This window comes from Sphingomonas sp. P4_D12 (genome assembly GCF_056401895.1).
This window is the reverse complement of the sequence record NZ_JBFUIL010000002.1, coordinates 108,838-134,739: the sequence shown is the minus strand read 5'-3', so window position 1 is coordinate 134,739 and position 25,902 is coordinate 108,838. Positions and strand designations below refer to the sequence as shown.

Annotated in this window: 25 protein-coding genes and 1 pseudogene; 10 read left to right on the top strand and 16 right to left on the bottom strand. The window is 64.3% G+C overall.

The features are described 5' to 3' along the window. Positions 1-64 precede the first annotated feature (64 nt). Positions 65-262 carry a hypothetical protein gene (locus AC1DSD_RS03290; RefSeq protein WP_478028478.1) on the top strand — a complete coding sequence of 66 codons (198 nt, stop codon included), beginning with the start codon at positions 65-67 and terminating at the stop codon, positions 260-262. 139 nt (positions 263-401) lie between these two features. Here the strand turns inward: AC1DSD_RS03290 and AC1DSD_RS03285 are convergent, their stop codons facing one another. From AC1DSD_RS03285 to AC1DSD_RS03275, 3 genes are all read right to left on the bottom strand, one after another. Next, entirely contained in the window at positions 402-1,088 is a 687-nt protein-coding gene (locus AC1DSD_RS03285) for a sigma-70 family RNA polymerase sigma factor (RefSeq protein WP_478028477.1), read from the bottom strand. An 88-nt stretch (positions 1,089-1,176) separates the two neighbouring features. Then, positions 1,177-1,344: a hypothetical protein gene (locus tag AC1DSD_RS03280; protein WP_478028475.1), complete on the bottom strand. Its 168-nt coding sequence runs from the start codon at positions 1,342-1,344 to the stop codon at positions 1,177-1,179. 155 nt (positions 1,345-1,499) lie between these two features. Next, the gene (locus AC1DSD_RS03275; protein WP_478028473.1) at positions 1,500-2,300 is read right to left on the bottom strand and encodes a response regulator; all 801 of its coding nucleotides are present in this window, start codon (positions 2,298-2,300) and stop codon (positions 1,500-1,502) included. Between the two features lie 297 nt (positions 2,301-2,597). Here AC1DSD_RS03275 and AC1DSD_RS03270 point away from each other — a divergent pair, with 297 nt between their 5' ends. From AC1DSD_RS03270 to AC1DSD_RS03260, 3 genes are all read left to right on the top strand, one after another. After that, positions 2,598-2,687, top strand: coding sequence for a NepR family anti-sigma factor (locus AC1DSD_RS03270; RefSeq protein ID WP_478028472.1), 90 nt, complete (start codon positions 2,598-2,600; stop codon positions 2,685-2,687). A gap of 3 nt (positions 2,688-2,690) precedes the next feature. Next, positions 2,691-4,277 (top strand): sensor histidine kinase, encoded by a 1,587-nt coding sequence (locus tag AC1DSD_RS03265; RefSeq protein WP_478028471.1) that lies wholly within the window; start codon positions 2,691-2,693, stop codon positions 4,275-4,277. Positions 4,278-4,574: 297 nt separating this feature from the next. Beyond that, positions 4,575-4,709, top strand: a complete 135-nt coding sequence (locus AC1DSD_RS03260) for an entericidin A/B family lipoprotein (RefSeq protein ID WP_478028469.1) — start codon at positions 4,575-4,577, stop codon at positions 4,707-4,709. 21 nt (positions 4,710-4,730) lie between these two features. On the opposite strand, the gene tatC is transcribed toward AC1DSD_RS03260, so the two are convergent. From tatC to nagZ, 6 genes are all read right to left on the bottom strand, one after another. Next, positions 4,731-5,507: a twin-arginine translocase subunit TatC gene (tatC, locus tag AC1DSD_RS03255; RefSeq protein WP_478028467.1), complete on the bottom strand. Its 777-nt coding sequence runs from the start codon at positions 5,505-5,507 to the stop codon at positions 4,731-4,733. Between the two features lie 3 nt (positions 5,508-5,510). Continuing rightward, entirely contained in the window at positions 5,511-6,020 is a 510-nt protein-coding gene (locus AC1DSD_RS03250) for a twin-arginine translocase TatA/TatE family subunit (RefSeq protein WP_478028465.1), read from the bottom strand. Positions 6,021-6,044: 24 nt separating this feature from the next. After that, the gene (locus tag AC1DSD_RS03245; RefSeq protein ID WP_478028463.1) at positions 6,045-6,278 is read right to left on the bottom strand and encodes a twin-arginine translocase TatA/TatE family subunit; all 234 of its coding nucleotides are present in this window, start codon (positions 6,276-6,278) and stop codon (positions 6,045-6,047) included. 30 nt (positions 6,279-6,308) lie between these two features. Continuing rightward, positions 6,309-6,914, bottom strand: a complete 606-nt coding sequence (gene scpB, locus AC1DSD_RS03240) for an SMC-Scp complex subunit ScpB (protein WP_478028462.1) — start codon at positions 6,912-6,914, stop codon at positions 6,309-6,311. After that, positions 6,911-7,657, bottom strand: coding sequence for a segregation and condensation protein A (locus AC1DSD_RS03235; RefSeq protein WP_066805947.1), 747 nt, complete (start codon positions 7,655-7,657; stop codon positions 6,911-6,913). Before AC1DSD_RS03235 ends, scpB begins: the two co-directional genes overlap by 4 nt. A gap of 96 nt (positions 7,658-7,753) precedes the next feature. Continuing rightward, a complete protein-coding gene (nagZ, locus tag AC1DSD_RS03230; protein ID WP_478028459.1) occupies positions 7,754-8,761 on the bottom strand; it encodes a beta-N-acetylhexosaminidase in 1,008 nt (335 codons plus the stop codon). A 255-nt stretch (positions 8,762-9,016) separates the two neighbouring features. Here nagZ and katG point away from each other — a divergent pair, with 255 nt between their 5' ends. Further along, positions 9,017-11,227: a catalase/peroxidase HPI gene (gene katG / locus AC1DSD_RS03225; RefSeq protein ID WP_478028458.1), complete on the top strand. Its 2,211-nt coding sequence runs from the start codon at positions 9,017-9,019 to the stop codon at positions 11,225-11,227. Between the two features lie 102 nt (positions 11,228-11,329). Here katG and AC1DSD_RS03220 read toward each other — a convergent pair whose 3' ends face one another. After that, the gene (locus AC1DSD_RS03220) at positions 11,330-12,631 is read right to left on the bottom strand and encodes a dicarboxylate/amino acid:cation symporter (RefSeq protein WP_478028456.1); all 1,302 of its coding nucleotides are present in this window, start codon (positions 12,629-12,631) and stop codon (positions 11,330-11,332) included. Further along, positions 12,628-13,605, bottom strand: a complete 978-nt coding sequence (gene epsC, locus AC1DSD_RS03215) for a serine O-acetyltransferase EpsC (protein ID WP_478028455.1) — start codon at positions 13,603-13,605, stop codon at positions 12,628-12,630. Before epsC ends, AC1DSD_RS03220 begins: the two co-directional genes overlap by 4 nt. 227 nt (positions 13,606-13,832) lie before the next feature. Between epsC and AC1DSD_RS03210 the strand changes: the two genes are divergently transcribed. Then, positions 13,833-15,218 carry a PQQ-dependent sugar dehydrogenase gene (locus AC1DSD_RS03210; protein ID WP_478028453.1) on the top strand — a complete coding sequence of 462 codons (1,386 nt, stop codon included), beginning with the start codon at positions 13,833-13,835 and terminating at the stop codon, positions 15,216-15,218. A 195-nt stretch (positions 15,219-15,413) separates the two neighbouring features. Beyond that, positions 15,414-15,905: a hypothetical protein gene (locus AC1DSD_RS03205; protein ID WP_478028452.1), complete on the top strand. Its 492-nt coding sequence runs from the start codon at positions 15,414-15,416 to the stop codon at positions 15,903-15,905. A 9-nt stretch (positions 15,906-15,914) separates the two neighbouring features. On the opposite strand, the gene AC1DSD_RS03200 is transcribed toward AC1DSD_RS03205, so the two are convergent. Continuing rightward, positions 15,915-16,217 carry a polyhydroxyalkanoic acid system family protein gene (locus AC1DSD_RS03200; RefSeq protein WP_478028451.1) on the bottom strand — a complete coding sequence of 101 codons (303 nt, stop codon included), beginning with the start codon at positions 16,215-16,217 and terminating at the stop codon, positions 15,915-15,917. Between the two features lie 22 nt (positions 16,218-16,239). Then, entirely contained in the window at positions 16,240-16,656 is a 417-nt protein-coding gene (locus AC1DSD_RS03195; protein WP_478028449.1) for a VOC family protein, read from the bottom strand. A gap of 153 nt (positions 16,657-16,809) precedes the next feature. Here AC1DSD_RS03195 and lnt point away from each other — a divergent pair, with 153 nt between their 5' ends. The 3 genes from lnt (at position 16,810) to trmB (ending at position 20,483) form a co-directional block, all read left to right on the top strand. Next, on the top strand, positions 16,810-18,402 hold the full coding sequence (lnt, locus tag AC1DSD_RS03190) for an apolipoprotein N-acyltransferase (protein ID WP_478028448.1): 1,593 nt from the start codon (positions 16,810-16,812) through the stop codon (positions 18,400-18,402). An 80-nt stretch (positions 18,403-18,482) separates the two neighbouring features. Continuing rightward, a complete protein-coding gene (gene metK, locus AC1DSD_RS03185; RefSeq protein WP_478028446.1) occupies positions 18,483-19,694 on the top strand; it encodes a methionine adenosyltransferase in 1,212 nt (403 codons plus the stop codon). A gap of 108 nt (positions 19,695-19,802) precedes the next feature. Further along, positions 19,803-20,483 (top strand): tRNA (guanine(46)-N(7))-methyltransferase TrmB, encoded by a 681-nt coding sequence (gene trmB, locus AC1DSD_RS03180; protein WP_478028445.1) that lies wholly within the window; start codon positions 19,803-19,805, stop codon positions 20,481-20,483. Between the two features lie 194 nt (positions 20,484-20,677). Here trmB and AC1DSD_RS03175 read toward each other — a convergent pair whose 3' ends face one another. The 3 genes and pseudogenes from AC1DSD_RS03175 to AC1DSD_RS03165 all read right to left on the bottom strand — a co-directional run. Continuing rightward, the gene (locus AC1DSD_RS03175) at positions 20,678-21,592 is read right to left on the bottom strand and encodes an arabinan endo-1,5-alpha-L-arabinosidase (RefSeq protein WP_478028444.1); all 915 of its coding nucleotides are present in this window, start codon (positions 21,590-21,592) and stop codon (positions 20,678-20,680) included. A 135-nt stretch (positions 21,593-21,727) separates the two neighbouring features. Further along, a complete protein-coding gene (locus AC1DSD_RS03170; RefSeq protein WP_478028442.1) occupies positions 21,728-24,442 on the bottom strand; it encodes a TonB-dependent receptor in 2,715 nt (904 codons plus the stop codon). 420 nt (positions 24,443-24,862) lie between these two features. Next, positions 24,863-25,900: pseudogene (locus AC1DSD_RS03165) on the bottom strand (glycoside hydrolase family 43 protein); the annotation flags it as partial. Between the last annotated feature and the right edge of the window lie 2 nt (positions 25,901-25,902).

The window sequence follows — 25,902 nt, the reverse complement described above, 5'->3', positions numbered from 1 at the left end:
TCGTTGCGCGAAAAGCACAATTTGATCCAGATCAATTAAACTGACGACAAAGTGGCAACAAATCGTGGCAAACGACGTTCTACGTCGCATGAGCCCGCCCAATCCGCACAGTCAGGCGACGCATTCCGACAGCCACCATGTCGTGCATCGCCCGCGCGAGAGCGATGGCGTGGGCATTGCGCTGCGCCAGATTTTTACCGGCGCGCCGAGCCTTCCGAGCGACCTGACGTCATTGCTGAGGCGACTGTCGAAAGACAATTAGGGTCTCTGATCACGCGTCGATCCGACACGGAATATAGTTCAAACTAGCCAGCAGGGTGCCTAGTTTCCGAGCGACAGTTGCGACGGCCTTCGAAAAAGCAGGATGGATTTGAGGCACCTCGACCTAAGTCGAAGCCGCTCTATTCCTCGTCCTCGTCGATATCGTCGTCGCCCTGATCAGGCGCCGGGCTATGGTCACCGCTCAGGTCGTCGACCTCGTCCATGATCGTATCGAGCGCGGTGCGGCCGGGATGATCGGGGGCGTTGCGGCGCGACGTGAGTTGCCCACCGCTCAGGATCGCCTCGAGCGCGACGCGCCCGCGCGCGACGCGGCTCTTGATCGTGCCGACCGCGACCTGACAGATTTCGGCGGCCTCTTCATAGGCAAAACCGCCCGCGCCGACCAGAATGAGCGCCTCGCGTTGCGGCTGCGGCAAGAGCAGCAGCGCACGCTGCATGTCGCCCAGCTCGACATGCTTGTCCTGACTGGCGGGCGCGGCGAGGATGCGGTCGGCGACCAGATCGTCCCACTCGCCCTTAAATCGCGCGCGACGCATCTGGCTCAGATACAGATTGCGCAGGATGATGAAGGTCCAGGCGCGCATGTTGGTGCCGGCCTGAAAGCGTTGCCGCGCTGCCCATGCCTTGAGCAAGGTTTCCTGCACCAGGTCGTCAGCGAGGTCCCGGCTGCCTGACAAGGAACGGCCGAACGCACGGAGATGCGGGATCACTTGCCCCAGCTGTTCCTTGAACTCCGGATCCGACAAAGCGACGTGCTCGATCGCCTCCCCATTGTCATCCACATTGCCGGTCGCTGTGCTGCTCATGGAACTCCGTCGAACGTGGGGCCGCCAACGAGCGACCGAGAGGATACATAGGGTGACATGGGCGCCAGGGCCAAGCCGGACCGCTCCATTATTGGTGGAACAGCACCGGGCCCCAAACGATCGCCGACAGGATTACCACCGCCAGCACCAACGAAATACCGAGGACGTAGCGCATGACGCCGGGCGTCGCGCCGGCCCGTGCATGCTCGGCATCGGTGTGCACCGAAGCCTCTGAGGGAGTGGGTTCAGCCATCATGTCAAAACGCACAAATCCCGTTTTGGCTCCGTAACTGATGGAACTTTGAGTATTTAGACAGAATTCCCGAACCTTGGCTCGACAAAATGCGGCCGCCGGCGGCATCCTGTCGGATATCGCCGGCGGCCGAGCGCATGTTAAGCGAGACCCATGGGTCAAGCGGGCACGGTCGACTCGTCGAAAAACAGCGCCTGGCTGATCGCCGCCTTCACGGTCGACCGCTGGAACGGCTTGGTGATGAGGAAGGTCGGCTCGGGCCGCTCGCCGGTCAGCAGGCGTTCGGGGAAAGCGGTGATGAAGATGACGGGAACCTGGAATTCCGCGAGGATGTCCTTCACCGCGTCGATCCCCGAACTGTCATCCGCCAGTTGGATATCGGCGAGCACCAGGCCGGGGCGATCGGCCATCGCTGCGGCGACGGCTTCGTCGCGGGTAACCGCCACACCGGTGACGTCATGCCCCAAATCGCGGACAATCGTCTCGATATCCATCGCGATGATCGGCTCGTCCTCGATGATCAGCACCCGCGCACGCGTCTGCTGCTCGATCTCGGCGAGCGCTTCGGTGACGAGCTTTTCGACCTCGTCATTCTCGACGTCGATCAGATAGGCCGCGTCCTCGGTGGTGAAGCCTTCCATCGCCGTCAACAGCAGCGCTTGTCGTGACAATGGCGTCATGCGCGCCAGCCGGGCTCGCGCAATCGCTTCCTGCCCGCTGACATTGTCGCCGCTGGGCGTTTCGGTCTCGCCGGGATTGGCGCTCTGCCAGATCGCCTGGAACGTGCGGTACAGGCCGAGTCGCGGCTCGACGTCGCGCGGAAACTCCTCCGGTGCGGCGACGATCGCCTCGAGCGTGGCCCGGACATAGCGGTCGCCATGTTCCTGGCTTCCCGTCAACGCCCGCCCATAACGACGCAGGAACGGTAGATGAGGGGCTAGCTGCTGACCGAGCGACATGACGATTTCAATCTCCCCGATAGGATGCCGGCCTTTAGTGGGGGCCCGGCTTGGTGAATGCAACGCGGCAAATTTTCTGTTCGCTAGTGGAACAATCGAGATCGTTTTTGGTTTCACAGACATGATGGCGCATTCTAAGCGTCGTGTCGGGACCCCCTCTTGCGGGTCGTTTTCTGTTCCGGCATGGCCGGCATGTATATGAGGGGGATTGCGTTGCAGCCTGGCCGGCCGTCGTCAAAGCGGGACAAGAAGTCCGACGACAAGGATGACAAGGGCAAAAAGGGTAGGGACGAAGCGATGGGTGCCGCCCTTCGCTCGGTCTATCATGCCGCCGCCAGCGAACCCGTTCCCGATCAGATGCTCGATCTGCTGAACAAGCTGGGATAGCCCATGGGCGGCCTGACGGCTGGTGAGCGGGCGGCGGGTACGCTGGGCGCACGCGTCGCGCGCATGCCGACCGGCGCCAAGATTTTCATGATCCTCGGCGTGGCGCTGTTGCCGTTCGCCGTGATCGCTTTCTTCGCGACCCTGTCGACCACGCGCCAGGCCGGCCAGGAAGCAGCCTCGCAATTGCGCGTCGCCGCGCAGGAAAGCTCGCGCAATCTCTCGATCGAGCTGGTCGGCGACATGACCGCGCTGACCTCCGCGATGAAGGCGCTGGCGATCGATCACGGCGATACGCCGAGCTGCGCGCGCGTGCAGGGTGTGTTCGCACAGTCATCGACCACCGGCGCCGGGTTCATGATCGTCGATGGCCAGAACCGCCTGCTCTGCGGTTCGCGCCTGCCGGTGGCGATGCCCGAACAGATGCGCGCCAGTGGATCGACCGCGCGGATCGTCCCCAACAAGGGGATCGTGCTGGCGATCGCCGCTCCGGGTGGCGAGGTGCGTGGCGCCGCTTTCTTCCCTGCGGCGTTTCTCTCGGAAATCGCCAAACCGTCCGGCTTCGCGTCCGATTATGAGGAATCGCTGAGCAGCCCTGGCAGCTCCGACCGGCTGGTGCTGCGGTCGTTGGGCGGCGACAACCCGCTCGATCTGTACGTACCGGTCCGCGCGGCACTGGGAATCGGCGACCTGTCGGTTGAAATGCGGATGCGGACCAAGGTGCTGACCTCTCCGATCCTGATCGCGCTGATCTTTCCGATCCTGATGTGGATCGCGGCTGCCGGCTTCGCCTGGTTCGTCGTCGATCGCCTGTTGATCAAGCCTTTGCGGACGTTGCGCGCCAGCGTCGCCGCCTATCGTCCGGGCGAAGTGATCGATCCGGCGGTCGTACGATCGCTGCCGGCGCAGGAAATCCGCGAACTCGGCGAGACGTTCCGGTCGCTGAGCCGGACGCTGATCCTGCATGAGGCCGGGCTGGCCGAAGGACTGGTGCGCCAAACGCGGCTGACGCGGGAGGTCCACCATCGCGTGAAGAACAATCTGCAAGTCATCTCCAGCCTGATCAATCTTCACGCGCGCGGCGCCCAGGCAGCCGAAGCGGCGCGCGCTTATGCCTCGATCCAACGACGCGTCGACGCGCTGGCGGTGGTCCATCGCCACCATTTCGCCGAGATGGAGGATAATCGCGGCCTCAGCCTGCGCTCCGTGATCGGCGAGCTCGCGTCCAACATCCGCGCGACCAGTCCCGAACATTCGGGGCTGTCGATCCTGCTCGACGTTGAACCCTGGCTGGTCACCCAGGACATCGCGATCGCAATCGCCTTCCTGCTCACCGAGATTATCGAACTCGCGATCAGCGTCATTCCCAACGCACAGATCCATATCTCGGTACGCGAGGGGGAAACGCCCGGCACCGCGATCCTGCGCGTCACATCCCCCTCGCTAGTCGATGGCGACGCGCTGGTCGGGGCGTTGGGGCAGCGTTACGCCAGGGTGATCGAGGGCCTGTCGCGCCAGCTTCGCGCGCCGCTCCACCATGACCCGCTGACCGGATCCTATGAGATCGCGGTCGCCGTGACGGGCCGCGATTAAAAAAATTTTGGTCGGTGCATTTTTTTGGGAACAACCTCGAAAAAGGTGCGTTTGGCTTTTCGGATAGCGACCTTATGCCCCCCCGCTCTCGCTATCCACGACATAGGCCCGGAAGCGTCAACCCCTCCCCCCCCGGTGGCGCTTCCGGGCCTAAATTCGTCAAAGTCCAGTGGGATAGCCAAATAGCCAAGATGAAACGCCGCCGGAACGAATTCGGCGGCTCGATCATTGGCGTGCCGGGGATTCCCGCCAGGGATCGGCAAAAACTCAGAGTCAGAAAGTTCGGGAGAATTCATGATGAACAAGATTATCGGTCTGTCGCTCGCAGCGACGGCACTTTTGCTCGCCGGCTGCAACACGATTTCGGGTGTGGGCCGGGATGTCAGCTCGGTCGGCAGCACGGTCTCGAAGACCGCCGACAAACACAAATAAGACGGGCACAAATAGGCTGGTTCAGGCCGTTTCGGTGTCGGGGGCTGGCTGGCGATCGCGACGGCGATGCGTCAGCCAGATCACGCCAAGCGTCAGCACGTACAGGCCGACCAGCGGCAGCGCGAGCATGATCATCGACCCGGCATCCGGCGGCGCCAGGAACAGCGCCACCGCAAAACATCCCAGGATGGCATAGCGCCACGCGCGGACAAGCTGCTCCAGCGTCACGATCCCAGCGCGCTCAACCAGCATCAGCAGCACCGGCATCAGGAACGAGACGCCGAAACCGAACAGGAACTGCATGATGAACTTCAGGTAGTTGTCCGCGGCTGGCAGCGCTTCCTGCTCTACCCCACCGACATTGCCCTGATAGCCGAGCAGGAAGTGGAGCGCGCCCGGCACCGCGAAGAAATACGCGAAGCTCGCCCCCAGCCCGAACAGCACCGGCGTCGCCAGCAGGAACGGCAGCAGCGCGCGCTTCTCCTTGCGGTAAAGCCCGGGCGCAACGAACTGCCAGAGTTGGTTGGCGATGACGGGAAAGGCCAGCATGATCGCCGCGAAGAACGCGACCTTCAGCTGCACGAAGAACATCTCATAGGGAGAGGTGTAGATGAGCTTCGGAAAGCCGGCCTTGACCAGCGGATGCACCAGCACCGCGAAGATCGGTTCGAAGAAATAGAGGCACGCGCCGAACAATAGCGCCAACGTGCCGATACTGATGAGCAGCCGTTTGCGTAGCTCGATCAGGTGATCCATCAACGGCGCGCGGCTGGCGTCGATATCGTCCTCGTCGCTCATCGCCTAATCGCCCGGCGTTTCGACAGGGGCAGCCGCCTTGGGCTTGCGCGCGCGCGGCTTCGGTGCGGTCGGTCCGACCGTCTCCGGCGTCGTGGCTTTCTTGGCCGCCTTTGCGCGGGGTTTACGCACCGCGGGGGTCGAGTCGGTTGCCGGCGCGGCATGGATCGGCTCGGGCTCCGGGGCGATTGTCGGCTGCTCGACCAGCACCGGGGCGGGATCGGCATCGGACGCGTCCTGTGGTTTGGGCGCCATCAGCGCTGCCATGTCCACGGTCTGCGGAAATTCACGCATGATGCGCTCGTTCTCGGCCTTCCACTTCTTTTCCATTTCCGCGAATTCGGACTCGCGGATCATGTCGTCGAAGCCGGAGCGGAACTGGCGCGCCAGCCCGCGCGCCTTGCCGACCCATTGTCCGGCAAAGCGCATCGCGCGCGGCAAGTCCTTGGGCGGAATGACGAGCAACGCCACCGCCCCCAATACCAACAATTCGGTTGGGGCTATATCCAGGATCACGGCCGGATGCCTCTCCGGCGGCGCTTAGCGTTCTGCGTCGCGGACGCGTTCGGCAGTAGCCTCGACCGTTGGATCGGTCTGCCGCTTAGCCTCGATCCGGCTCGGCGGGACGGTATCGTCATCCTCCGCCATGCCCTTCTTGAACTGCTTGATGCCCTTGGCCACGTCACCCATCATGTTCGAGAACCGGCCACCACCAAGGACCAGGATCGCGATCACACCAAAGATCAGCCAATGAACCAGGCTGAAACTACCCATCACAAAATCTCCCAAAGGCGTGACATCTATCTAGTCTGCATCGCCATCATTTTCCACTTCTTCCTCACCGTCGCCGGCAATCGACAGCTCGGCCATCGCCAGATCAATCGGATCGAGCAGCCCGGCAGCCCGCAAATCGTCGATCCCGGGGAGGTCGCGGCGGCTGGCGAGCCCGAAATGGGTGAGGAATTCCGCGGTCGTCGCGTACATTAACGGCCGCCCTGGCGTCTCACGCCGGCCAGCCGGTCGCACCCATCCCGCCTCCATCAGCACATCGAGCGTCCCCTTGCTGATCTGAACGCCGCGAATCGCCTCGATCTCGGCGCGGGTCACCGGCTCGTGATAGGCTGTGATCGCCAAGGTCTCGATCGCCGCGCGCGACAGCTTGCGCGGCTCCTCGCGGTCGCGACGCAGCAAATGCGCAAGATCGCCCGCGGTCTGGAAATGCCAGCGATCGCCGCGCCGGACCAGTTCGATCCCGCGGCCGGCATAATCTTCGGCGATCCGCTCCAGCGCGCCGCGAACGTCGATATCCTCGCCGACATGCGCGCGGATCGAGTCGATGGTCAGCGGCCCCTCGGCGGCGAACAGCACCGCTTCGACCGCGCGGACCGGATCGTCGGGATCGATCGTCATGCCTCCGCCCTTTCGCCGGTCGCCTTGAGATAGAGCGGCGCGAACGCCGATTTCTGGCGCAATTCGGCCTTGCCCATCCGCGCGAGTTCGAGCGCCGCGACGAAACTGGAGGCGAGCGCCGACTTGCGAAACGCACCGTCCAGGCTGTCGGGCAGGAAGCTTTCGATCGTCGCCCAGTCGATATGCTCGCCGAGCAGCCGCGATACGCGCTCGAGCGCGGCATCCAAGGTCATCACCAGGCGATCATGGACAACGTGGAAGACCGGGCGATTGCGTGCGTTGATCTGGCCATAAGCGGCGATCAGGTCATAGATCTCGGCCTGCCATTGTGCCTTGCGCACCGTCCGCAATCCTTCGGGCGCGGCGCGGCGGAAGACATCGCGGCCGATCCGGTCGCGTGCGAGCAGCCGAGCGCCGGCATCGCGCATCGCGTTGAGCCGCTCGAGCCGCATCTGCAGCCGCAGCGCCAGTTCCTCGGGACTCGGTTCGATCTCCGGATCGCGCGGCAGCAGCAGCGCCGATTTGAGATAGGCCAGCCACGCCGCCATCACGAGATAATCGGCCGCGACTTCGAGCTTCAGCGTGCGGGCATGCTCGATATAGGAGAGATATTGCTCGACCAGTTGCAGGATCGAAATCTGCTTGAGGTCGACCTTTTGCGACCGGGCGAGCGCAAGCAGGAGGTCGAGGGGGCCTTCCCATCCCTCGATGTCGAGCGTCAGCGTGTCGTCGGCGGCGTCCATAGGCACGCTTTTAGGCATAGACTTTCGCGATACCAAAGCCGGAGGTCAGCGCTGTTGTGGATAACGCCCGCCAAGCCACACATCGTCATCCCGGTGCTAGGCCAGAGCCAACAACTCATCCCGCTTGGCGATCAGTTCCGCGAAATCGCCCTGCGGCGCGACTCCCCGCACCGTGGCCATCGCACGGTCGAGCCGTTCGAGCGACTTGGCCGGCATGTCGTTGAGCAGCGAGGCGATCTCGCGCATCTCGTCCATCCGTCCCCAGCAATCGAGCACGATATCGCAACCGGCGGCGATCGCCCCCGCGGCCTTCTCCCCTGCCGTCCCCGACAACGCCTTCATGTCGATATCGTCGGTCATCAGCAGCCCATCGAAGCCGATCTTGCCGCGGATCACCTGCTCGACGATCACCGGCGACATGGTCGCGGGGCGTTCGGGGTCCCAGGTCTGGAACACGATATGGCTGGTCATCCCCATCGGCGCGTCCGCCAAGCGGCGGAACGGCTCGAGATCGATTTCCAATTCCTCCTCCGACGCGGTCACCGTCGGCAGATGGAAATGCGTGTCGACCACCGCGCGGCCATGGCCCGGCATATGTTTGACCACGCCAACCACGCCGCCGGTGCGCAGTCCTTCGATGATCGCCTTGCCCATCGCCGCGACGCGCATCGGCTCGTGTCCCAACGCACGGATGGTGATCGCCTCGGTCGTGTCGCGCTGGCTGACGTCGAGCAATGGCCAGCAATCGACGTTGACGCCGACTTCGGACAGCATCAGCGCGGTCGCCTGAGCATTGACCCGCGCCGCCTCGATCGCGCTCATCGGCGCGACGTCGTAGAGCCGGTCGAAATCGGGGCCGGCGGGAAATTGCGGCCATTCGGGCGGCTGCATCCGTTGGACCCTGCCGCCCTCCTGGTCGATCAGGATCGGCAGCTCGTCGCGGCCGGTCAGCTCGCGCAAACTGTGGGTCAACGCGCGGACCTGCTCGCGATTCTCGATGTTGCGCTTGAACAATATGTACCCGGCGGCGTCAGCGTCCTTGTAGAAGGCGCGTTCGTCGTCGGTAAGGGTCAGGCCGGACAGGCCGAAGATCACGGGCTTCATGGCGGTGCTTCTACTCGCGCGCGCCCCGCGTTCAAGGTCGGTCAGTAGAACGAGCGCCAAAGCAAGGGCTTCGGCGAGATTGCGAGCACTGATCGATTTTTCCGCTCGTGGAGATCAGATTAACTCATCGCATAAATGATTGCAGCGCTTCGCCACACAAGCCACAACCGCCGAGCGAGCCGCGAGCCGGCTGCGCACCCGATCCGATAGAGTCCCAGCGCCGGTCGCACCGGCGCGAACGAGAGGAAGAACGAGATGGATGCTGTAACCGAAGGTAGCCCGCTGAGCGATCCGAACAAGGAACCCGCGGCGCTGCGCAGCTTGCTCGGCCGAACCAACCGCGACTGGTGGCCCAATCATCTCTCGCTCGACATCCTTCACCAGAAGGGGATCAGCGGCAATCCGATGGGCGACGACTTCGATTACGCGAAGGAATTCAAGTCGCTCGACCTCCCCGCGGTCAAGCGCGACCTGACCGCGCTGATGACCGACAGCCAGCCCTGGTGGCCGGCCGATTACGGGCATTACGGTCCGTTCTTCATCCGCATGGCATGGCATTCGGCGGGCACGTATCGCACCGGCGACGGCCGCGGCGGCGCCAATGCCGGACAGCAGCGCTTCGCTCCGCTCAATTCCTGGCCGGACAACGGCAATCTCGACAAGGCACGCCGCCTGCTGTGGCCGATCAAGGCGAAATATGGCCGCAAGCTCAGCTGGGCCGACCTGATGATCCTGGCCGGCAACGTCGCGATCGAATCGATGGGCGGCCCGGTGTTCGGCTTTGGCGGCGGCCGCGCGGACGTGTGGGAACCCGAACGCGACATCTATTGGGGCACCGAGGAGGAATGGGTCGGCCATCCCAACAACAAGACCCGGATCGACGAGGAAGAAGGGCGCGCGCTGGAAAGCCCGCTCGCCGCGATCCAGATGGGCCTGATCTACGTCAATCCGGAAGGACCCGGCGGCGTGCCCGATCCGCTCAAGTCGGCGCGCGACATCCGCGAGACCTTCTACCGCATGGGCATGAACGACGAGGAGACCGCCGCACTCACCGCCGGCGGCCACACTTTCGGCAAGGCGCACGGCGCGGGCGATGCCAGCCTGGTCGGTGCCGAACCCGAAGGCGCCGACATCGCGCAGCAAGGTCTGGGCTGGCAATCGGGGCATGAGAGCGGGATCGGTGACCATACCATCACCTCGGGTATCGAAGGCGCCTGGACGCCGACGCCGATCACCTGGGACATGACCTATTTCGACATGCTGCTCGACCATGACTATGAGCTGGTGAAGAGCCCCGCCGGCGCGAAGCAATGGCAGCCGGTCGGCAATCCCGAAGAGACGCTGGCACCCAAGGCGCATACGCCCGGCGTCCGGGTGCCGACGATGATGACCACCGCCGACATGGCGTTCAAGATGGACCCCGAATACCGCAAGGTGATGGAGAAATTCCGCGCCGACCCGGCCTATTTCGGCGACGCCTTCGCCCGCGCCTGGTTCAAATTGTGCCATCGCGACATGGGACCCAAGGCGCGCTACCTCGGCCCAGATGTCCCGGCCGAAGACCTGATCTGGCAGGACCCGATTCCCACAGGCCCGAAACTGAGCGACGGCGACGTCGCCACGCTCAAGGGCAAGATCGCCGATTCGGGTCTAAGCGTCGCGCAGCTCGTGAAGACCGCCTGGGCCTCCGCCTCGACCTGGCGCGGGTCGGATCATCGCGGTGGCGCCAACGGCGCGCGTATTCGCTTCGCGCCGCAAAAGGACTGGGAGGTCAACGAGCCGGCCGAGCTCGCCAAGGTGCTCCAGGTCTATCAGGGCATCCAGGCCGATTTCGGCGGCGCGGCCAAGGTCAGCATCGCCGACCTGATCGTGCTCGGTGGTAATGTCGGCGTCGAGCAGGCCGCAAAGGCTGCCGGCCGCAGCGTAACGGTGCCGTTCACCAGCGGCCGCGGCGACGCGACCGCCGAACAGACCGATGCGGAAGGCTTCGCGGTACTCGAACCCCGCGCCGACGGCTTCCGCAATTACCTGCAGGTCAGGTTCAACGTGCCCACCGAGGAATTGCTGGTCGATCGCGCCCAGTTGCTCGGCCTGAGCGCGCCGGAAATGACCGTGCTGGTCGGCGGCCTGCGCGTGCTCGGCGCCAATCATGGTGGCTCGAAACATGGCGTGTTCACCGACCGGCCGGGCCAGCTGACCAACGACTTCTTCGTCAACCTGCTCGATATGGCGACCGCCTGGCGCCAGATCGACGACAGCGGCGATGAGGAGTTCGAGGGCAATGACCGCCATACCGGCCAGCGCAAATGGACCGGCACGCGGACCGATTTGGTGTTCGGCTCGAACTCGCAGCTCCGCGCTCTGTCCGAAGTCTATGCCTCGGCCGACGCCGGCGACCAGTTCGTCGACGAATTCGTCAAGGCCTGGGCCAAGGTGATGAACGCCGATCGCTACGACCTTATCTAAGGTCAAACAGTCCCGCCTGGCCGTATCGGCCGGGCGAACAGAGCCGCCGGTGCCCCCTCCCCCCTTGGCGCCGGCGGCTTTTGTTTTGACGACAGGCCGCTCCTACGCGATCGCCTCCGTGCCGATCGGCAGGGGCGAACCGCGAAAGGCTGCCTCGTCCAATATACCCGCACGCTTCGCCACGATGGTCGGCACCAATGCCTGGCCCGCCACGTTGACCGCGGTGCGGCCCATGTCGAGGATCGGATCGATCGCCAGCAACAGACCCGCGCCCTCGAGCGGCAGGCCCAGGGTCGAGAGTGTCAGCGTCAGCATCACCGTCGCTCCGGTGAGCCCGGCGGTCGCCGCGGATCCGATCACCGAGACGAAAGCGATCAAGCCGTAGTCGCCGAGGTGCAGCGGAATGCCGTAGAATTGCGCCACGAAGATCGCCGAGACCGCGGGATAGATCGCCGCGCACCCGTCCATCTTGGTGGTGGCGCCCAGCGGTACCGCGAAGGCGGCGTAAGCTTGCGGCACGCCCAGCCGCCGCTCCGTCACGTCCTCGGTCACCGGCAAGGTTCCGACCGATGAGCGCGACAGGAAACCGAGCTGGATCGCCGGCCAGGCGCCCGCGAAAAAGCGCAGCGGATTGAGCCCGTTTGCTACCAGGATCGTCGGATAGACCAGCAGCAGGACGATCGCGAGACCGGCATAAACGGCGATCGCGAATGCCCCGAGCGACGAGAGCGCATCCCAGCCATAGCGAACCAGCGCATCGGCGATCAGCGCCGCGCTGCCGATCGGCGTGAGCGCGATCACCCAGCGCAGCAACCGACGGAAGATCGCCAGTGCGGACGCGTTGAACGCTAGAAACGCCTCGCCGGTCTCGCCGATCCTGACCGCGGCCGCGCCGACCGCGAGCGCGGCGACGATCACTTGCAGCACGTTGAACGACACCGCAGTCGAGGCGACGCCATCGGTCACCGTGGTCGATGCGCCCAGCCCCAGCGCGTTGGCGGGGACCAGCCCTTTGAGGAAATCGAGCCAGGATCCGGTCGTGCCGGGCGCCTTGGCGGCGCCGGCGGCGACCGATGCATGGAGTCCCGGCTGGATCGCCAGCCCGAGAAGGATGCCGATCGCGACCGCGATCAGCGCGGTGATCGCGAACCACAATAAGGTCCGGGAAACCAGCGCTGCGGCATTTTCCAGCGTGCGCAACGCCGCGACCGAGGCGACGATCGCGGTGAACACCAATGGCGGCACCAGCGCCTTGAGCAATTGGACGAAGATCTGGCCGATCGTGTGCGCCGTCTCGCCGATCGCCGCACTACCCAGCCAGCGCGCCAGCACGCCGAGCGCCAAGCCGGCGGCCATGCCGATCAGCACTTGCGCGCCGAACGAGAACCTGACCCGCGCGATCACGACGCCATCCTCCGCGCCGGCGGCCGGGTGCGGGCCAGCGCGTCGCCGAGCGCCTCGGCCTCCGCGCCGTGCAGACGAATGGCGCCCGGCTGGACGATCACGCTTTCGGGCGGGACGTCGTCGAGCAACCAGACATTGCCGCCGATGGTCGAGCCGCGGCCGATCGTCACGCGGCCGAGGATCGTCGCGCCGGCGTAGATGACGACATCGTCCTCGACGATCGGGTGCCGCGCATAACGTTCGCGCGGCGCGGTGCTCGCGTCCCATAACGGGCTGCGCGCGCCCAGCGTGACATGCTGATAGAGCCGGACATTCGATCCGATGATCGACGTCTCGCCGATCACCACGCCGGTTCCATGGTCGATGAAGAAGCGCGGTCCGATCGCGGCGCCGGGATGGATATCGATGCCGGTCCGAGCATTGGCGAGTTCCGAAATCGATCGCGCAACGATCGCCGCGCCTAACGTGTGAAGTTCGTGCGCGATACGATGGTGGAGCGTCGCAATCGCGCCGGGATAGCTCACCAGGATCTCGTCCACGCTGCGCGCGGCGGGATCACCGATAAAAGCAGCGTCGATATCGCTGTCGATCAATGCCCGGATATCGGCCAGGGTCGCCGCGAAATGCCGGATGAGCGTGGAGGCATGATCGTCGTCGAACGGCGCAGCGCTCTCCAACTGCCAATAGGCGATTTCGGCGTCGATCTCCTGTCGCAGGATATCGAGCCCGTCCGTCAGGCGTGCGGTGACGAAGGCGTCCTCCTGCTCAGGCCCGCCGCGAAACCCGCCGAGACGGCGCGGGTACAGGGCTGCGGACAGATCGCGGACTACCTGCGCCAATGCCTCGGGCGACGGAAACCGCACGGCCGGCGGTTGGCGGCGCGTACGGGATTTGAGCCGCGCGTCGCGCAAGTCGGCAACGGCGCCCTGGATGAATTCCGCCGACACGTCGTCGATCAAATTTCCGGCCACCATCGCAACGCCACCACTGTTCAACAAGGGAAGCGGCCCGGCTGCTAGGGGACGGCCGGGCCGCAGTTTGTGTCCAGGGAGCGGACCGTCTCTATCTAATCCATAGCATTTTGATGGGAAATACAGCTCTGCTTGCCATAGCCCAAGGATCGCTTGTGCGGTGGGGGGATTGTCCCGCCGCGCGATGGGATAACATTGCCCCCGCCCCCCGCCGTCATTATCCTGCCGTTATGCGCCAGCGAATCCTGATCGGTCTTGCCCTCGTCCTCATCCTGGTGGGCGGCCTCTATCTCTATTTTGCCCAACCCGATGAGGCGCGGCTCAGCATTGCGGCGGTCAGCGGCAGCCGGCCCGACATCACGCCGGCGCGGGCACAGATCTGGCCGACGATCAAGGTCGCCGACGCGGTGGGGTGGAAACAGGGGGAGATGCCGACGGCAGCGGCCGGGCTCAAGGTCAACGCCTTCGCCTCCGGGCTCGACCATCCCCGCTGGCTCTACCGCCTGCCCAATGGCGACGTGCTGGTCGCCGAGACCAATTCGCCGCCGCGCAAGGGCGGCGGGATTGCCGGCTGGGTGATGAACTATCTGCTCGACAGAGGCGGCGCCGGCGTGCCCTCGGCCAACCGCATCACCTTGCTGCGCGACGCGAATGGCGACGGCGTGGCCGAGGTCAAGCAACCGTTCCTGACCGGGCTCAACTCGCCCTACGGCATGGCGCTGCTCGGCCCGTATCTCTACGTCGCCAATACCGATGCGCTGGTGCGCTATCCCTTCACCCCGGGCCAGACCAGGATCGACGCCAAGCCCGAGACGGTGATCAAATATCCGGGCGGCGGCAATCATTGGGCGCGCAACGTCATCGTCGCCGAAGACGGCAAGACGTTATACCTGGCGGTGGGATCGTCGAGCAACATCGCCGACAATGGCCTGGACGCGGAGAAATTTCGCGCCAACATCCTTCAGGTCTATCCCGATACCAAGACCTTCCGCATCTATGCCGCCGGCATTCGCAACGCCAACGGCATGGCGCTCGAGCCCAGAACCAAGGCGTTGTGGGCGGCGGTCAACGAACGCGACTTGCTCGGCTCCGACAGCCCGCCCGATTATTTGAGCGCGGTGGAAGCCGGCGACAATTTCGGCTGGCCGTGGTTCTATTGGGGCGGCTATCCCGATCATCGCGTGAAGCCGGAAAATCCCGGGCTGCAGGAATATGTGAAGCGTCCCGATTACGCCTTGGGCCCGCATGTAGCGGCGCTGGGGCTGGCCTTCGCCGACGAGGCGCGGCTTGGCGCGCAATTCGCCGATGGCGCTTTTATCGGCGAACATGGATCGTGGAACCGGCAGCCAGTATCGGGTTACCGCGTCATCTATGTGCCGTTCGGCGATAATGGCTTTCCCACCAAAGGAGCGAAAGCGGTCGACGTGCTGTCGGGTTTCCTCGACGCCAAGGGTCAGGCCCGTGGTCGTCCGGTCGGTGTGATCTTCGACGCCACCGGCTCGCTGCTGGTGGCGGACGATGTCGGCAATGTCATTTGGCGCGTGAGCTCGGCGACGCCGGTTCCGGCGCCCGCCCCGTCGCCGAGCGCGGCGGCGACTCCGAAAGCGTCTCGCTAAATTTTATAAGGGGCGGGCTGCAACTGGCCCCCCGACCGCGCAGCCCGCACACCCGTACGACACCGAAGGGTCCACGCTTCGACGCGTATCTTTTCCCTCGATTCCGTTGCTTTACACCAACTTGCCCGATTCATGCGTTGACGATTGTATCTTAACTGCCCAAAATGGGTCACTGCGGGGGCGGGAGTGAGTCATATGGCTGCTGGCGACCGCGTTGCTACGGTTCCCGAGGGCATGAGCGATCACTGGCGCACCGCCATGTTCGCGCTGACCAATTTGTTCTTGTCGATGCACCACACCTTCACCGGGCATGACGGCGAAAGTCCCACGGCCGTGCTGATTTACTGCACGGTATCGGTCGGTAACATCCAGAAATTGATGCGCGAACGCAGCGTGCCACGCGAGTATACGGCAACCGCAATACTGCCGCGCGAATGGGTCGTGCCGATGTCGCGCAGCGCGATCGCCGCCGCGACCGGCCTGGCGAGGGAGACAGTGCGCCGGCACGTCGCGCAAATGATCGAGTCGGGCCTGTTGATCGAGGATCCGCGCGGCGGCGTGACGGTGGTGCCCGGCGCCATCCAGACCCGCGCGCTCGAGCCGTTGCTGGAAACTTTAGTCACCGAATTCTCGCGCACCGCGGACGCGCTGCTGCGCGCCGGGGTGATCGAAGTTCAGACGTCCTGACGAGCAAGTTTATTCAAGCAATTTGGGTGCTTCCTTGGCGAGCTTCGCGCGGATGCGGTCGGCGAACAGCGCCAGGAATGGCGGCAGGTCCACGGTCGCTATCACTCGGTCGCCGCGCACCTCCAGACTGGAGACGACGCGCTGCCCCATCGCCGCGACGGTGAAATGGAGCACGTCAGCCGTCCAGTGATGCTCGACCTCGGCCCCGCCGGGAAACCAGCCCGACAATTTGCCGATGCCCGCATCGACTCGCCGCCGCGCCTCTGCCAGCCCCAATTTGTGCGACACCTCGACAACGATCGGATCGCTCATGTCGCGAAGAATCCCGCCGTGTTCATGTGGCAAACAATTGCGCGTCATCGGCGAACGCCTTGAACTCCAGCGCGTTCCCCGACAGGTCGAGGAAGAACATCGTGGCTTGCTCGCCCGGTTGGCCGACGAAGCGGATATGCGGCTCGATTCCGAAGGTGACTCCCGCCGCCTTTACCCGGTCCGCCAACGCCCGCCACGCGTCCATCGTCAGCACGACGCCGAAATGCGGCACCGGCACGTCGTGACCGTCTACCGGGTTGGACACCGCGACCGGTTTCGCCGCGGGATCGAGATGCGCGACGATCTGATGCCCGAACAAGTCGAAGTCGATCCAGCTGTCCGAGCTGCGTCCCTCCGGACAGCCGAGCGTGCCGCCGTAAAAGGCGCGCGCGGCGCCAAGATCGTGGACGGGAAAGGCGAGATGGAAGGGTCGAAGCATGACGACTGACTACTCCGCCCGATCCCAAACGTCACCCCGGCCCTTCGACGCCGCCTGCGGCGGCGCTGAGGACAGGCTTGTGCCGGGGTCCGCCGTTCCGCATAGGCGACATGCGCGGCGCCCGCTGCTCGGTGGATGCCGGACGAGCCCGGCATGACGAAGGATGGAATGGCCGGTGCTGTCATCATGACGTGGCTACGTCGTCTCTTTCCCCTCGCCCTCGGCGCCGTGTCCGCGCTCGGATTTGCGCCATGGAACTGGTGGCCGCTGACCTTGGCCGGGTTTGCGGTCTGGCTGCTCCTCATCCATGGTGCCGGCTCGATTAGGCAGATCTTGGGAATAGGCTGGCTGTTCGGGCTCGGCCACTTCGCCATTGCCAATTTGTGGATCCAGCAGCCGTTCGAATTTCAGGACGCGATGCCGCCTTGGCTCGGCTATCTCGCGGTGGTTCTTGTCGCTGCCTATCTCGCTCTCTTCCCGATGCTCGCCGCCGGACTGGCCTGGCGACTCGCGAGTCCGGCGGCAAGAGGCGATCCGGCGCCGCGCGTCGATACCGCCTTTGTGCTGGTCGCTGGCGCCGCCTGGATCGCGACCGAGTATCTGCGTGGAACGATGTTCACCGGCTATCCTTGGGATCCGCTGGCGACGGTATCGATGTCAGCCGGGCGATGGGCTGGTCTGGCCGCCCATATCGGCACTTATGCACTGTCGGGCGTCGTCGTGGTGGCGAGCGGTTGCTTGCTGGTGGTCATCGTGGATCGTCGCGCTTATACCGCGATTGTCCTCCTGATCGCCCTCATGGCCTATTCCTTAGCGCCCGCGAGCATCGATCGGCATCGCTCTGACCCGCAGGCCTCTGTCCGGATCGTCCAGCCCAACCTGGCTGAAGAAGCGAAGCCGACCGCCGATTACGCCGAAGCCAATTTTCAGGCACTCGCGCGATTGTCGGGGAAACCCAATCCCGATCATCCGCGCCTGATCCTGTGGCCCGAAGGCGCGATCCGCTTTCCGGTCGAGGACGGTTATCCCCGCTATGTCTACGACCTGATGGGAAGCGCACAGACCGCGCGCATCCGGATGGCCGCGCTGCTCGGCGACCATGACGCTATCCTCACGGGCACGCAGGGCATGTATTTCGACAGGCGCACCGAGAATATGATCGCCGCGACCAATTCGATCGCGGTGATCGGCCCCGATGCGCAACTCCATGGTCGTTACGACAAGGCGCATCTGGTGCCCTATGGCGAATATCTGCCGATGCGTCCTGTGCTCGAAGCGATCGGCCTGTCGCGGCTCGTCCCCGGCGATGTCGATTTCATCCCCGGCCCCGGCCCGCGCACGATGACCATCCCCGGCCTCGGCAAGGTCGGCATGCTGATCTGCTACGAAGTGATCTTCTCCGGTCACGTGGTCGACCCCGCCGATCGGCCCAACTTCATCTTCAACCCCTCCAACGATGCCTGGTTCGGCACGCTCGGCCCGCCCGCGCACCTTGCCCAGGCGCGGTTGCGCGCGATCGAGGAAGGCCTCTCGATCGTGCGCGCGACGCCGACTGGTATTTCGGCGATCATCGATCCCGACGGGAACGTCCGCCAGAGCATCCCGATAGGCCAGGCCGGCGCGATCGAGGGCAGCGTCATGCGCGGCTCCCCCACCCTCTTCTCGCGCCTCGGCAATTGGGTGGCGCTGATCGTCTCGGCGATTCTGCTCATTTGCGCGATTGCCATCCGGCGGCTCGCTCGCTAGGACCCGCAGCCTCATATAAGGAAAGCTTTATATGGGCATGGCAACGGCCCGGCTTTCCGCCAGACCCCAGAGGAAACTCAATGCGTTCCAATTATCTCTTCACGTCCGAATCGGTCTCCGAGGGCCATCCCGACAAGGTCGCCGACCAGATTTCCGACGCCATCGTCGACCTGTTCCTGTCGAAAGACCCCGAAGCGCGCATCGCTTGCGAGACGCTGACCACCACGCAGCTGGTCGTGCTGGCCGGTGAAATCCGCGGCAAGGGCATCATGGACGAGGCCGGTAACTGGGCACCCGGCGTTCGCGACGAGGTCGAGAAGGCGGTCCGCGATACCGTGAAGCGGATCGGCTACGAACAGGACGGCTTCCACTGGGAAACCTTCCGCTTCGAGAACAACCTCCACCCGCAATCGGCGCATATCGCGCAGGGCGTGGACGCCAGCGGCAACAAGGACGAAGGCGCCGGCGACCAGGGTATCATGTTCGGCTATGCCGCCAACGATACGCCCGACCTGATGCCGGCGACGCTCTATTACAGCCACAAGATTCTCGAGCAGATGGCGGCCGACCGCCACTCCGGCAAGGCGCCGTTCCTCGAGCCTGACGCCAAGAGCCAGGTCACGCTGCGCTATGAAGGCAGCAAGCCCGTCGCCGCCACCGCGATCGTCGTCTCGACCCAGCATGGCAAGGGCTATGACGAAGGCGAGAAGGAAGCCGAGCTTCACGCTTATGTGAAGCAGGTCGTCGCCGACGTGATCCCCGCAGGCCTGCTCAGCGACGAGACCGTCTATCACATCAACCCGACCGGTAGCTTCGAGATCGGCGGCCCCGATGGCGACGCCGGCCTGACCGGCCGCAAGATCATCGTCGACACCTATGGCGGCGCCTCGCCGCACGGCGGCGGCGCGTTCAGCGGCAAGGATCCGACCAAGGTCGATCGTTCGGCGGCCTATATCACCCGCTATCTGGCGAAGAACATCGTCGCGGCCGGCCTCGCCCAGCGCGTGACGATCCAGCTGGCCTATGCGATCGGCGTGTCGAAGCCGCTATCGCTCTATGTCGATACGCATGGCACCGGCACGGTCGAGGACGACAAGCTGGAAGCGGCGATCGGCAAGATCGAGAAGCTGGGCGGCCTGACCCCGCGCGGCATCCGCACGCATCTCGGCCTCAACAAGCCGATCTATGCGCGCACCGCGGCGTACGGTCACTTCGGCCGCAAGCCCGAAGGTGACTTCTTCCCGTGGGAGCGCACCGACCTGGTCGACGACCTCAAGGCCGCACTGGCCTGATCCTGATCCGATCAACGGATCACGCAAGGGCCGGGGAGCGATCCCCGGCCCTTCTTCGTTGGCGGCGCCGATTGGCTTTCGACACATCTGGTTCTAGGCGGGCCCACAATGAACGATCCGACCACCATCCGGCGCCTCTACGGCCGGCGCCAGGGACATAAATTGCGCCAGGGCCAGTCGGCCTTGGTTGAAGAGCTGCTGCCCGCCGTCGAGGTCCCGGAAACCGGTCCGCTCGACGCGCGCACCTTGTTCGGTGATGATCGCCCGCTCGAGCTGGAGATCGGGTTTGGCGCCGGCGAGCATCTCGCGGGCCAGGCAGCGGCGCGGCGCGATCACGGTTTCATCGGCTGCGAGCCCTTCCTCAACGGCGTGGTCGGCGCGCTCGGCCATATCCGCGATCAGGGCCTGGAGAATGTCCGGCTGCACATGGGCGACGCGCTCGATGTGCTCGAGCGGCTGCCCGACGCCAGTCTGACCCGCGTCTACCTCCTCCACCCCGATCCCTGGCCCAAGGCGCGCCACGCCAAGCGCCGGATGGTCAATGACGGCCCGCTCGACCTGATCGCCGCCAAGCTCAAACCTTGCCATGAATTCCGGTTGGGTACCGACGATCCGACCTATTGCCGCTGGGCGATGATGGTGATGAACCGCCGCCACGACTTCGTCTGGACCGCGCAGACGCCGCGCGATTTTCTGACCCGCCCCGACGACTGGCCCGAGACGCGCTACGAACGCAAGGCGCGACGGCAAGGACATGAGGTCTGGTATTTCACGTACATCAGAGTGTAATATTTTGTCAGAACCGCGGGCTGAAGACTGTCAGCAGGGGAAAGTTGAACTGAGCAAGCCGACACCGCGATTGGCGCCGGTACCGTTCATCGCTCGGGTATCGACCTAACCGTCCGCAATGCGCCCTAGTCACGGTCTTCGATGCCGCACGAAACGTCCTTGAAAGCCGTCGTCGCTCAGTCGACCAGCCGACGCTAGTGCGCCACGGGCCAACCGTCAGCGGTCCATCCAAGCGCCTGGATTCTCAACGTCGGGACACCTTTGTTCCGCGCGTCGTAGGCGTGATAGACGAGAAAGTCGCGTCCGCCGTCAGCCAGGATGGCGACGTGCCCCGGTCCTCGCCACCGGCCGCTCGGATCGAGCTTGGCGTGAAGCACGATCTGACCATATCCTTTGCTCATCGGCTTGCCGTCATAGTCCAGATACGGCCCCGTCACGTCCTTCGATCGACCGACCACGGTGTAATAGCTGCTGTCGGACCCTCGGCAGCAGAAATCGTAGGATGCGAACAGGTAATGATAGCCGCCGCGGGCAATTAGGAAGGGTGCTTCCACCGCGTCCGGATTCGGCCGCCGGATCAAAGAATATATCGTCTTGTCTTCGATCGACGCCAGTCCCGTTGCAGGATCGAGCCGCACCATCTTGATTCCCGTCCAGAAGCTGCCGAACGTCAGCCACGATCGGCCATCGCCGTCGGTGAAAACGTTGGGGTCGATCGCGTTGAAATCGTCGGCGCGGGTCGAGCGGACCACCAGTCCCCGATCGGTCCAGCCCTTGCCCGGCGCGGCAGGATCAAGTGCCGGCGAAGTGGCAAGGCCAATCGCCGAGACGTTACTGCCGAACGACGACACGGCGTAGTATAACCGATACTGGCCGCCGCTATAGGAGATGTCCGGCGCCCAAAGCCCGCGCGCGGACGGGATCATCCGCCTCGCCCAATCCGGCACTGCGTCGAACACGGTTCCTGCCCGCCGCCAGCTGAGCAAATCCTTGGAGGTGCGGATCGGAATCTGTCCCCCGTCATCGGGCCGGGTGGTGCTGAATACGTAAAAGGTGTCGCCGGCCTTGATGATCGCCGGATCATGCACGCCAGTGATATCGCCGGTCATGTGGTCCGCGATTATGCCAGCCGGCGCGGGTCTTTGCGCGCTGAGAGCTGCGGACGTCCCCGCCGACAGCAGCGCGACGGCTGCCAATGAGAGGCCCGACCGGATCGACAGGCGCCTCATTGCCAACCTCTCGCGTCAGAACTTGAAGCGCAGCCCACCGCCGAAAGTGCGATCATATTGGCGAGTGTCGCGGGGCTCAAAGGTCGTGGTCCCGAAATTGTCGTGGTAGGTTTCGCCCAGCAGGTTGGTCGCATCGACCGTGATGGTGATGTTCTTGTTGATCGCGTAGCTGGCGGAGAAATCGAGAAAGGCGACCGGCGAAACAACCACACGTCCGCCTGCGAAAGCATCCGAATAGCTATCGGTATAGCGGCTGCGCCAATTGTAGGCGAGGCGGGCCGAGAGTCCGTACTTCTCGTAAATGGCAACGAGGTTGTAGGAATATTTCGACAGCGGCACGATGTCGCGGCGCACGCCCGTGACCGGATCGTTCACGTGCCCGTCCGAATAGGTGAAGCTGGCCTGCGCGCCGAAGCCGCTCAACGGCCCGGGCAGGAAATCATAGAATTGCGTGTAGGATATTTCGACACCCTTCAATTGACCACCGCTGGTGTTGCGCGGGCGAGTCACCAGAAAGGTCTGAAGCGTGCCGTTCGAGGCGACCAGCTGCTCCGCTGCGGAGTCGCTCTGGATGTAGCCATCGAGCTTCTTGTAGAAGCCGGCGACCGTGAACGAGCCTGTGCGCGAAAAATACCATTCCGCGGTCAGGTCGATATTGGTCGACTTGACGTCGCGAAGGTCGGCATTCCCGCCCGAGGCCGTGCCGTAGAATCCTTGGTTGCCCGTCGCTCCCGTTTCGACCTGGCTGATCGCCGGATTGAGCGCCGCGAATTGCGGCCGAAGGATCGCCTTTCCAGCGACCGCCCGCAGAACGATTTGGTCGGTCGGGCGCAGCTTGAGCGTCAAGCTGGGCAACCAGTCCAATTGGTTGCGCTTGCCGTTGATCGGAGACAGCACGGTTTGCGCCGGCGAGGTCGGCGTGGCGGCCAGGTTCGTCACCCGGATTGCGTTCAAGTCGGTCGCTGTATTCACGGCGCGGACACCAATCGTTCCCTCGAACGGCATCGATCCGAGATCGGCCCCGAACTGGGCTTGGGCGTAGGCGGCGAACACACGTTCCTTCAGCGAGAAGACCTGCGCGGGGTCGAACGCGGGTGCTCCGGCCGGCCGGCCGGCAAGCGCCCGCAAGGTGTCGATATTGCCGCGGATCCAGCTGCTGGAGGTCAGCGCGAAGCCGTCGATGCCCACCCGGCCGTCAATGATGTTGTCCGACGAATTTGTCGAAAAGTTCGCGTAATTCGCCGTCGGCGTGAAGCCCAGCCCGTAGCCGCCCGTCGGCGTGCCGGCCGAATTGCCGGTGCGTTCGGCGTAGCGCGCGCCGATCTTGAAGTTCTTGAGGAAACCGCCGTTGAACGTGTGGAGAACGTCCGCATGCGCAGCATATTGCTCGCTGGTTGCGACATTGGCGTTATCGAACAACGTCAAGAAGTTGAGATTTGCCGGGTTCCTGATGTCGAACCCGTTGAAATTGACGCTCGGCGTCCGGTCGTTGTCGAAATTATAGTCGATCCGGGGAACCACAAAGGCGGTATCGACGACATATTGCCGACTGGTCACCTTGCTCTTGTTGTAGGTGATCTCGCCCGACAGCACCGTGTCGCCGGTGGTGTAGCGCGTCCCGAAGTTCGCCTGATATCCGTCGGTGACCTGATGAAAGGTCTGCTTGCTGGTGATCGTGAAGTTGTTGAGCGTGGTGATCGTGTGCGCCACGGGGCCACCGGTATCGCTTCCGGCCGAACCATCCTGAACGCTGGTGACGGTCACGCCTCCCGCCTTGGGCAGCCCGACGAAGAAGTCGACATCATAGTCCTGGCGATACCCCGTATAGAGACCGTCCAGGTAGAATTCGAGGTTGGGGGTCGGTCGCCACTGCAGCGCGACGTTGACGGACGGACGGGTACGATTGCCGTCGGTGACAAGGCCGCCCACCGTGTCGGGGATCCGGGTCGGATCCGTCGCTGACAGCGGATTGAAGCCGAAGTTGAAAGCGGTCTGATCCTCGTACTTGCGATTGTTGTACGAGGCCGCAACCAGGATACCGAACTCCCCGATTCCGGTCGTCCAACGGTCGCTGATCAGGCCGCTGAGGATGTAGCTGCCCTTGCCGCGCTGGTCCGAATAGATCCCGCGCGCGCCGCCGGCGATCTGCAATCCGTCAAAGTCGAACGGCCGCCGCAACCGGATGTCGATCGTGCCCGAAACGCTGCCCTCGATCTGTTCGGGCAGGTTGGTCTTGTAGACATCGACACCAGCAACCAGCTCCGCCGGAATGTCCTGCAACGCGACGCCCCGGCCGGTGCCGGTAAACGTCTCACGTCCGTTGATCAGCGTCTCGATGTCGGGCAGGCCGCGGACCAACACGGTTCCGACCTCGCCGCCGCTGCGCGAAACCTGGATACCAGTCACGCGCTGCAAGGCGTCGGACACGGTATTGTCAGGCAATTTGCCGATATCCTCGGCGACGATCGAGTCGACCACCTGCGAAGCGTTGCGCTTGATCGCCTGCGCACCCTGAAGGCTGGCGCGGACGCCGGTGACGACGATATCCTTGTCAGCGCCGTTGGCGGCGGCGGCATCGCCGGGGGCCGCGCCACCCGCGGGAGTTCCGGTCTGATCTTCAGTCGTGCCCGCCTGGCCGGGCTGCTGGGATTGCGCTTGCGCCGAGGCATTCGCCGCCGCGAACAACGCGAAGATGGAAACCGATGCTAAGATGAAAGGCTTGGGTGCCACGTGATCCTCCCCCAGAGATGGCAATGGGATGCGTTCTGACGACGCTAATTACTCCGACATAAATAAGTCGAGTCGCGCCGGTTCGCAAGCGGAATGTTGCGGCTTTCGGTGTTTCACGAGCGGACCGCCGAATCGCCGCACGTTAATCGCTCCGACTAGAGCGCGCTGCGAATGGGCGCATTTCGGCTATTCGCGGTGAAGAGCGTGTCGCGCTCGGCAGGACCAGGCGCCCGAGCGGCAGCATGTCGGCGTCGAGCCAGCGGCCTATAGGCGCTGCACTTCTCCACGCAGGGCTAGTTGCGCCTCGATCAGCGGCCATTCATCCCAGATATCGTCGGACATCCGCCACATCTTCGCCCGGGCGCAAAATGGGCAGCGCAAGCGACCGGGGTCTCGCCGGGCGAGAGGAGAGGATCATCGCCGCGATCGCAACGGGCCATTGGCGACCGGCACGCCGAAATCGGGTGTGCCGTCGGCGTGGTACCGGAAATATTGCATCCGCGTATGGCGATTGGGGTCGAACAGCGGGTCGCCCGTGATCTTCTCATAATCGCGCCCGTGATAGACGAGGACGTCGCGTCCGCGCTCATCAACGGTGAAACTGTTATGCCCGGGGCCGAACACCTTGTTCTCGCGCGAGGTCTTGAAGACCGGCACGGGCGACTTGGTCCAGTTCGCCGGGTCCATGATGTCGGCGGCGTCGCGGCAGGAGAGCATCCCCATGCAATAGCGCGCGTCGGTCGCGCTCGCGGAATAGGTCATGAACAGCCGGCCGTTTCGCGCGAGCACCGCCGGCGCCTCGTTGACTTTGAACCCCTGCACTTCCCAGTCGAGCGTCGGGACCGATAGCCGTGCAGGCTTGGCCGCAAGCGTCAGCGGGGTTGCGAGGGGCGCGATATAGAGGTTGGAATTGGTCTCGATCCCCGGCTCGCGCTGCGCCCAGGCGAGATAGCGCCTGCCGCGATGGACGAAGCTCGTCGAATCGAGCGTGAAAGTATCCCACGCCGTTTGCAGTTGGCCGAGCACCGACCATTTGCCCGTCATCGGGTCCGCGCCGTCGCATTCGATCGCGTAGGTGCGGATGCGGAACACGTCCTCGCCGCCACCGCTGGGTCCTGCGGCGAAATACATGACCCACTTACCGTCGATCAGGTGTAATTCCGGCGCCCAGATGAAGCCGGACATCGGTCCGCTGGCGAGATGCCGCCACAGCACCGCTTCACGTGCCGTGGAGAGGCCCTCCAACGTCCGCGACCGGCGCAGGACGAGCCGGTCATATTCGGGAACTGACCCGGTCATGTAATACCAGCCATCGTGGTGGCGAAACACCTGGGCGTCAGCCCGCTGCCTGACGACCGGATTGACAATCGTCGGCGCGGATGAGGTTCGGGCGAAGGCGGGTACGGCGGAAGTGGCGGCGGCCGCCGCCAGGAAATTACGCCGGGAAAGCTCTTGCATCA

Coding starts and splice junctions, on each gene's coding strand:
- AC1DSD_RS03285 (WP_478028477.1), bottom strand. CDS start 1,088: ATGAGCAGCACAGCGACCGGCAATGTGGATGACAATGGGGAGGCGATC.
- AC1DSD_RS03280 (WP_478028475.1), bottom strand. CDS start 1,344: ATGATGGCTGAACCCACTCCCTCAGAGGCTTCGGTGCACACCGATGCC.
- AC1DSD_RS03275 (WP_478028473.1), bottom strand. CDS start 2,300: ATGTCGCTCGGTCAGCAGCTAGCCCCTCATCTACCGTTCCTGCGTCGT.
- AC1DSD_RS03270 (WP_478028472.1), top strand. CDS start 2,598: ATGGGTGCCGCCCTTCGCTCGGTCTATCATGCCGCCGCCAGCGAACCC.
- AC1DSD_RS03265 (WP_478028471.1), top strand. CDS start 2,691: ATGGGCGGCCTGACGGCTGGTGAGCGGGCGGCGGGTACGCTGGGCGCA.
- AC1DSD_RS03260 (WP_478028469.1), top strand. CDS start 4,575: ATGAACAAGATTATCGGTCTGTCGCTCGCAGCGACGGCACTTTTGCTC.
- tatC (WP_478028467.1), bottom strand. CDS start 5,507: ATGAGCGACGAGGACGATATCGACGCCAGCCGCGCGCCGTTGATGGAT.
- AC1DSD_RS03245 (WP_478028463.1), bottom strand. CDS start 6,278: ATGGGTAGTTTCAGCCTGGTTCATTGGCTGATCTTTGGTGTGATCGCG.
- scpB (WP_478028462.1), bottom strand. CDS start 6,914: ATGACGATCGATCCCGACGATCCGGTCCGCGCGGTCGAAGCGGTGCTG.
- AC1DSD_RS03235 (WP_066805947.1), bottom strand. CDS start 7,657: ATGGACGCCGCCGACGACACGCTGACGCTCGACATCGAGGGATGGGAA.
- nagZ (WP_478028459.1), bottom strand. CDS start 8,761: ATGAAGCCCGTGATCTTCGGCCTGTCCGGCCTGACCCTTACCGACGAC.
- katG (WP_478028458.1), top strand. CDS start 9,017: ATGGATGCTGTAACCGAAGGTAGCCCGCTGAGCGATCCGAACAAGGAA.
- epsC (WP_478028455.1), bottom strand. CDS start 13,605: ATGGTGGCCGGAAATTTGATCGACGACGTGTCGGCGGAATTCATCCAG.
- AC1DSD_RS03210 (WP_478028453.1), top strand. CDS start 13,833: ATGCGCCAGCGAATCCTGATCGGTCTTGCCCTCGTCCTCATCCTGGTG.
- AC1DSD_RS03205 (WP_478028452.1), top strand. CDS start 15,414: ATGGCTGCTGGCGACCGCGTTGCTACGGTTCCCGAGGGCATGAGCGAT.
- AC1DSD_RS03200 (WP_478028451.1), bottom strand. CDS start 16,217: ATGAGCGATCCGATCGTTGTCGAGGTGTCGCACAAATTGGGGCTGGCA.
- AC1DSD_RS03195 (WP_478028449.1), bottom strand. CDS start 16,656: ATGCTTCGACCCTTCCATCTCGCCTTTCCCGTCCACGATCTTGGCGCC.
- lnt (WP_478028448.1), top strand. CDS start 16,810: ATGACGAAGGATGGAATGGCCGGTGCTGTCATCATGACGTGGCTACGT.
- metK (WP_478028446.1), top strand. CDS start 18,483: ATGCGTTCCAATTATCTCTTCACGTCCGAATCGGTCTCCGAGGGCCAT.
- trmB (WP_478028445.1), top strand. CDS start 19,803: ATGAACGATCCGACCACCATCCGGCGCCTCTACGGCCGGCGCCAGGGA.
- AC1DSD_RS03175 (WP_478028444.1), bottom strand. CDS start 21,592: ATGACCGGCGATATCACTGGCGTGCATGATCCGGCGATCATCAAGGCC.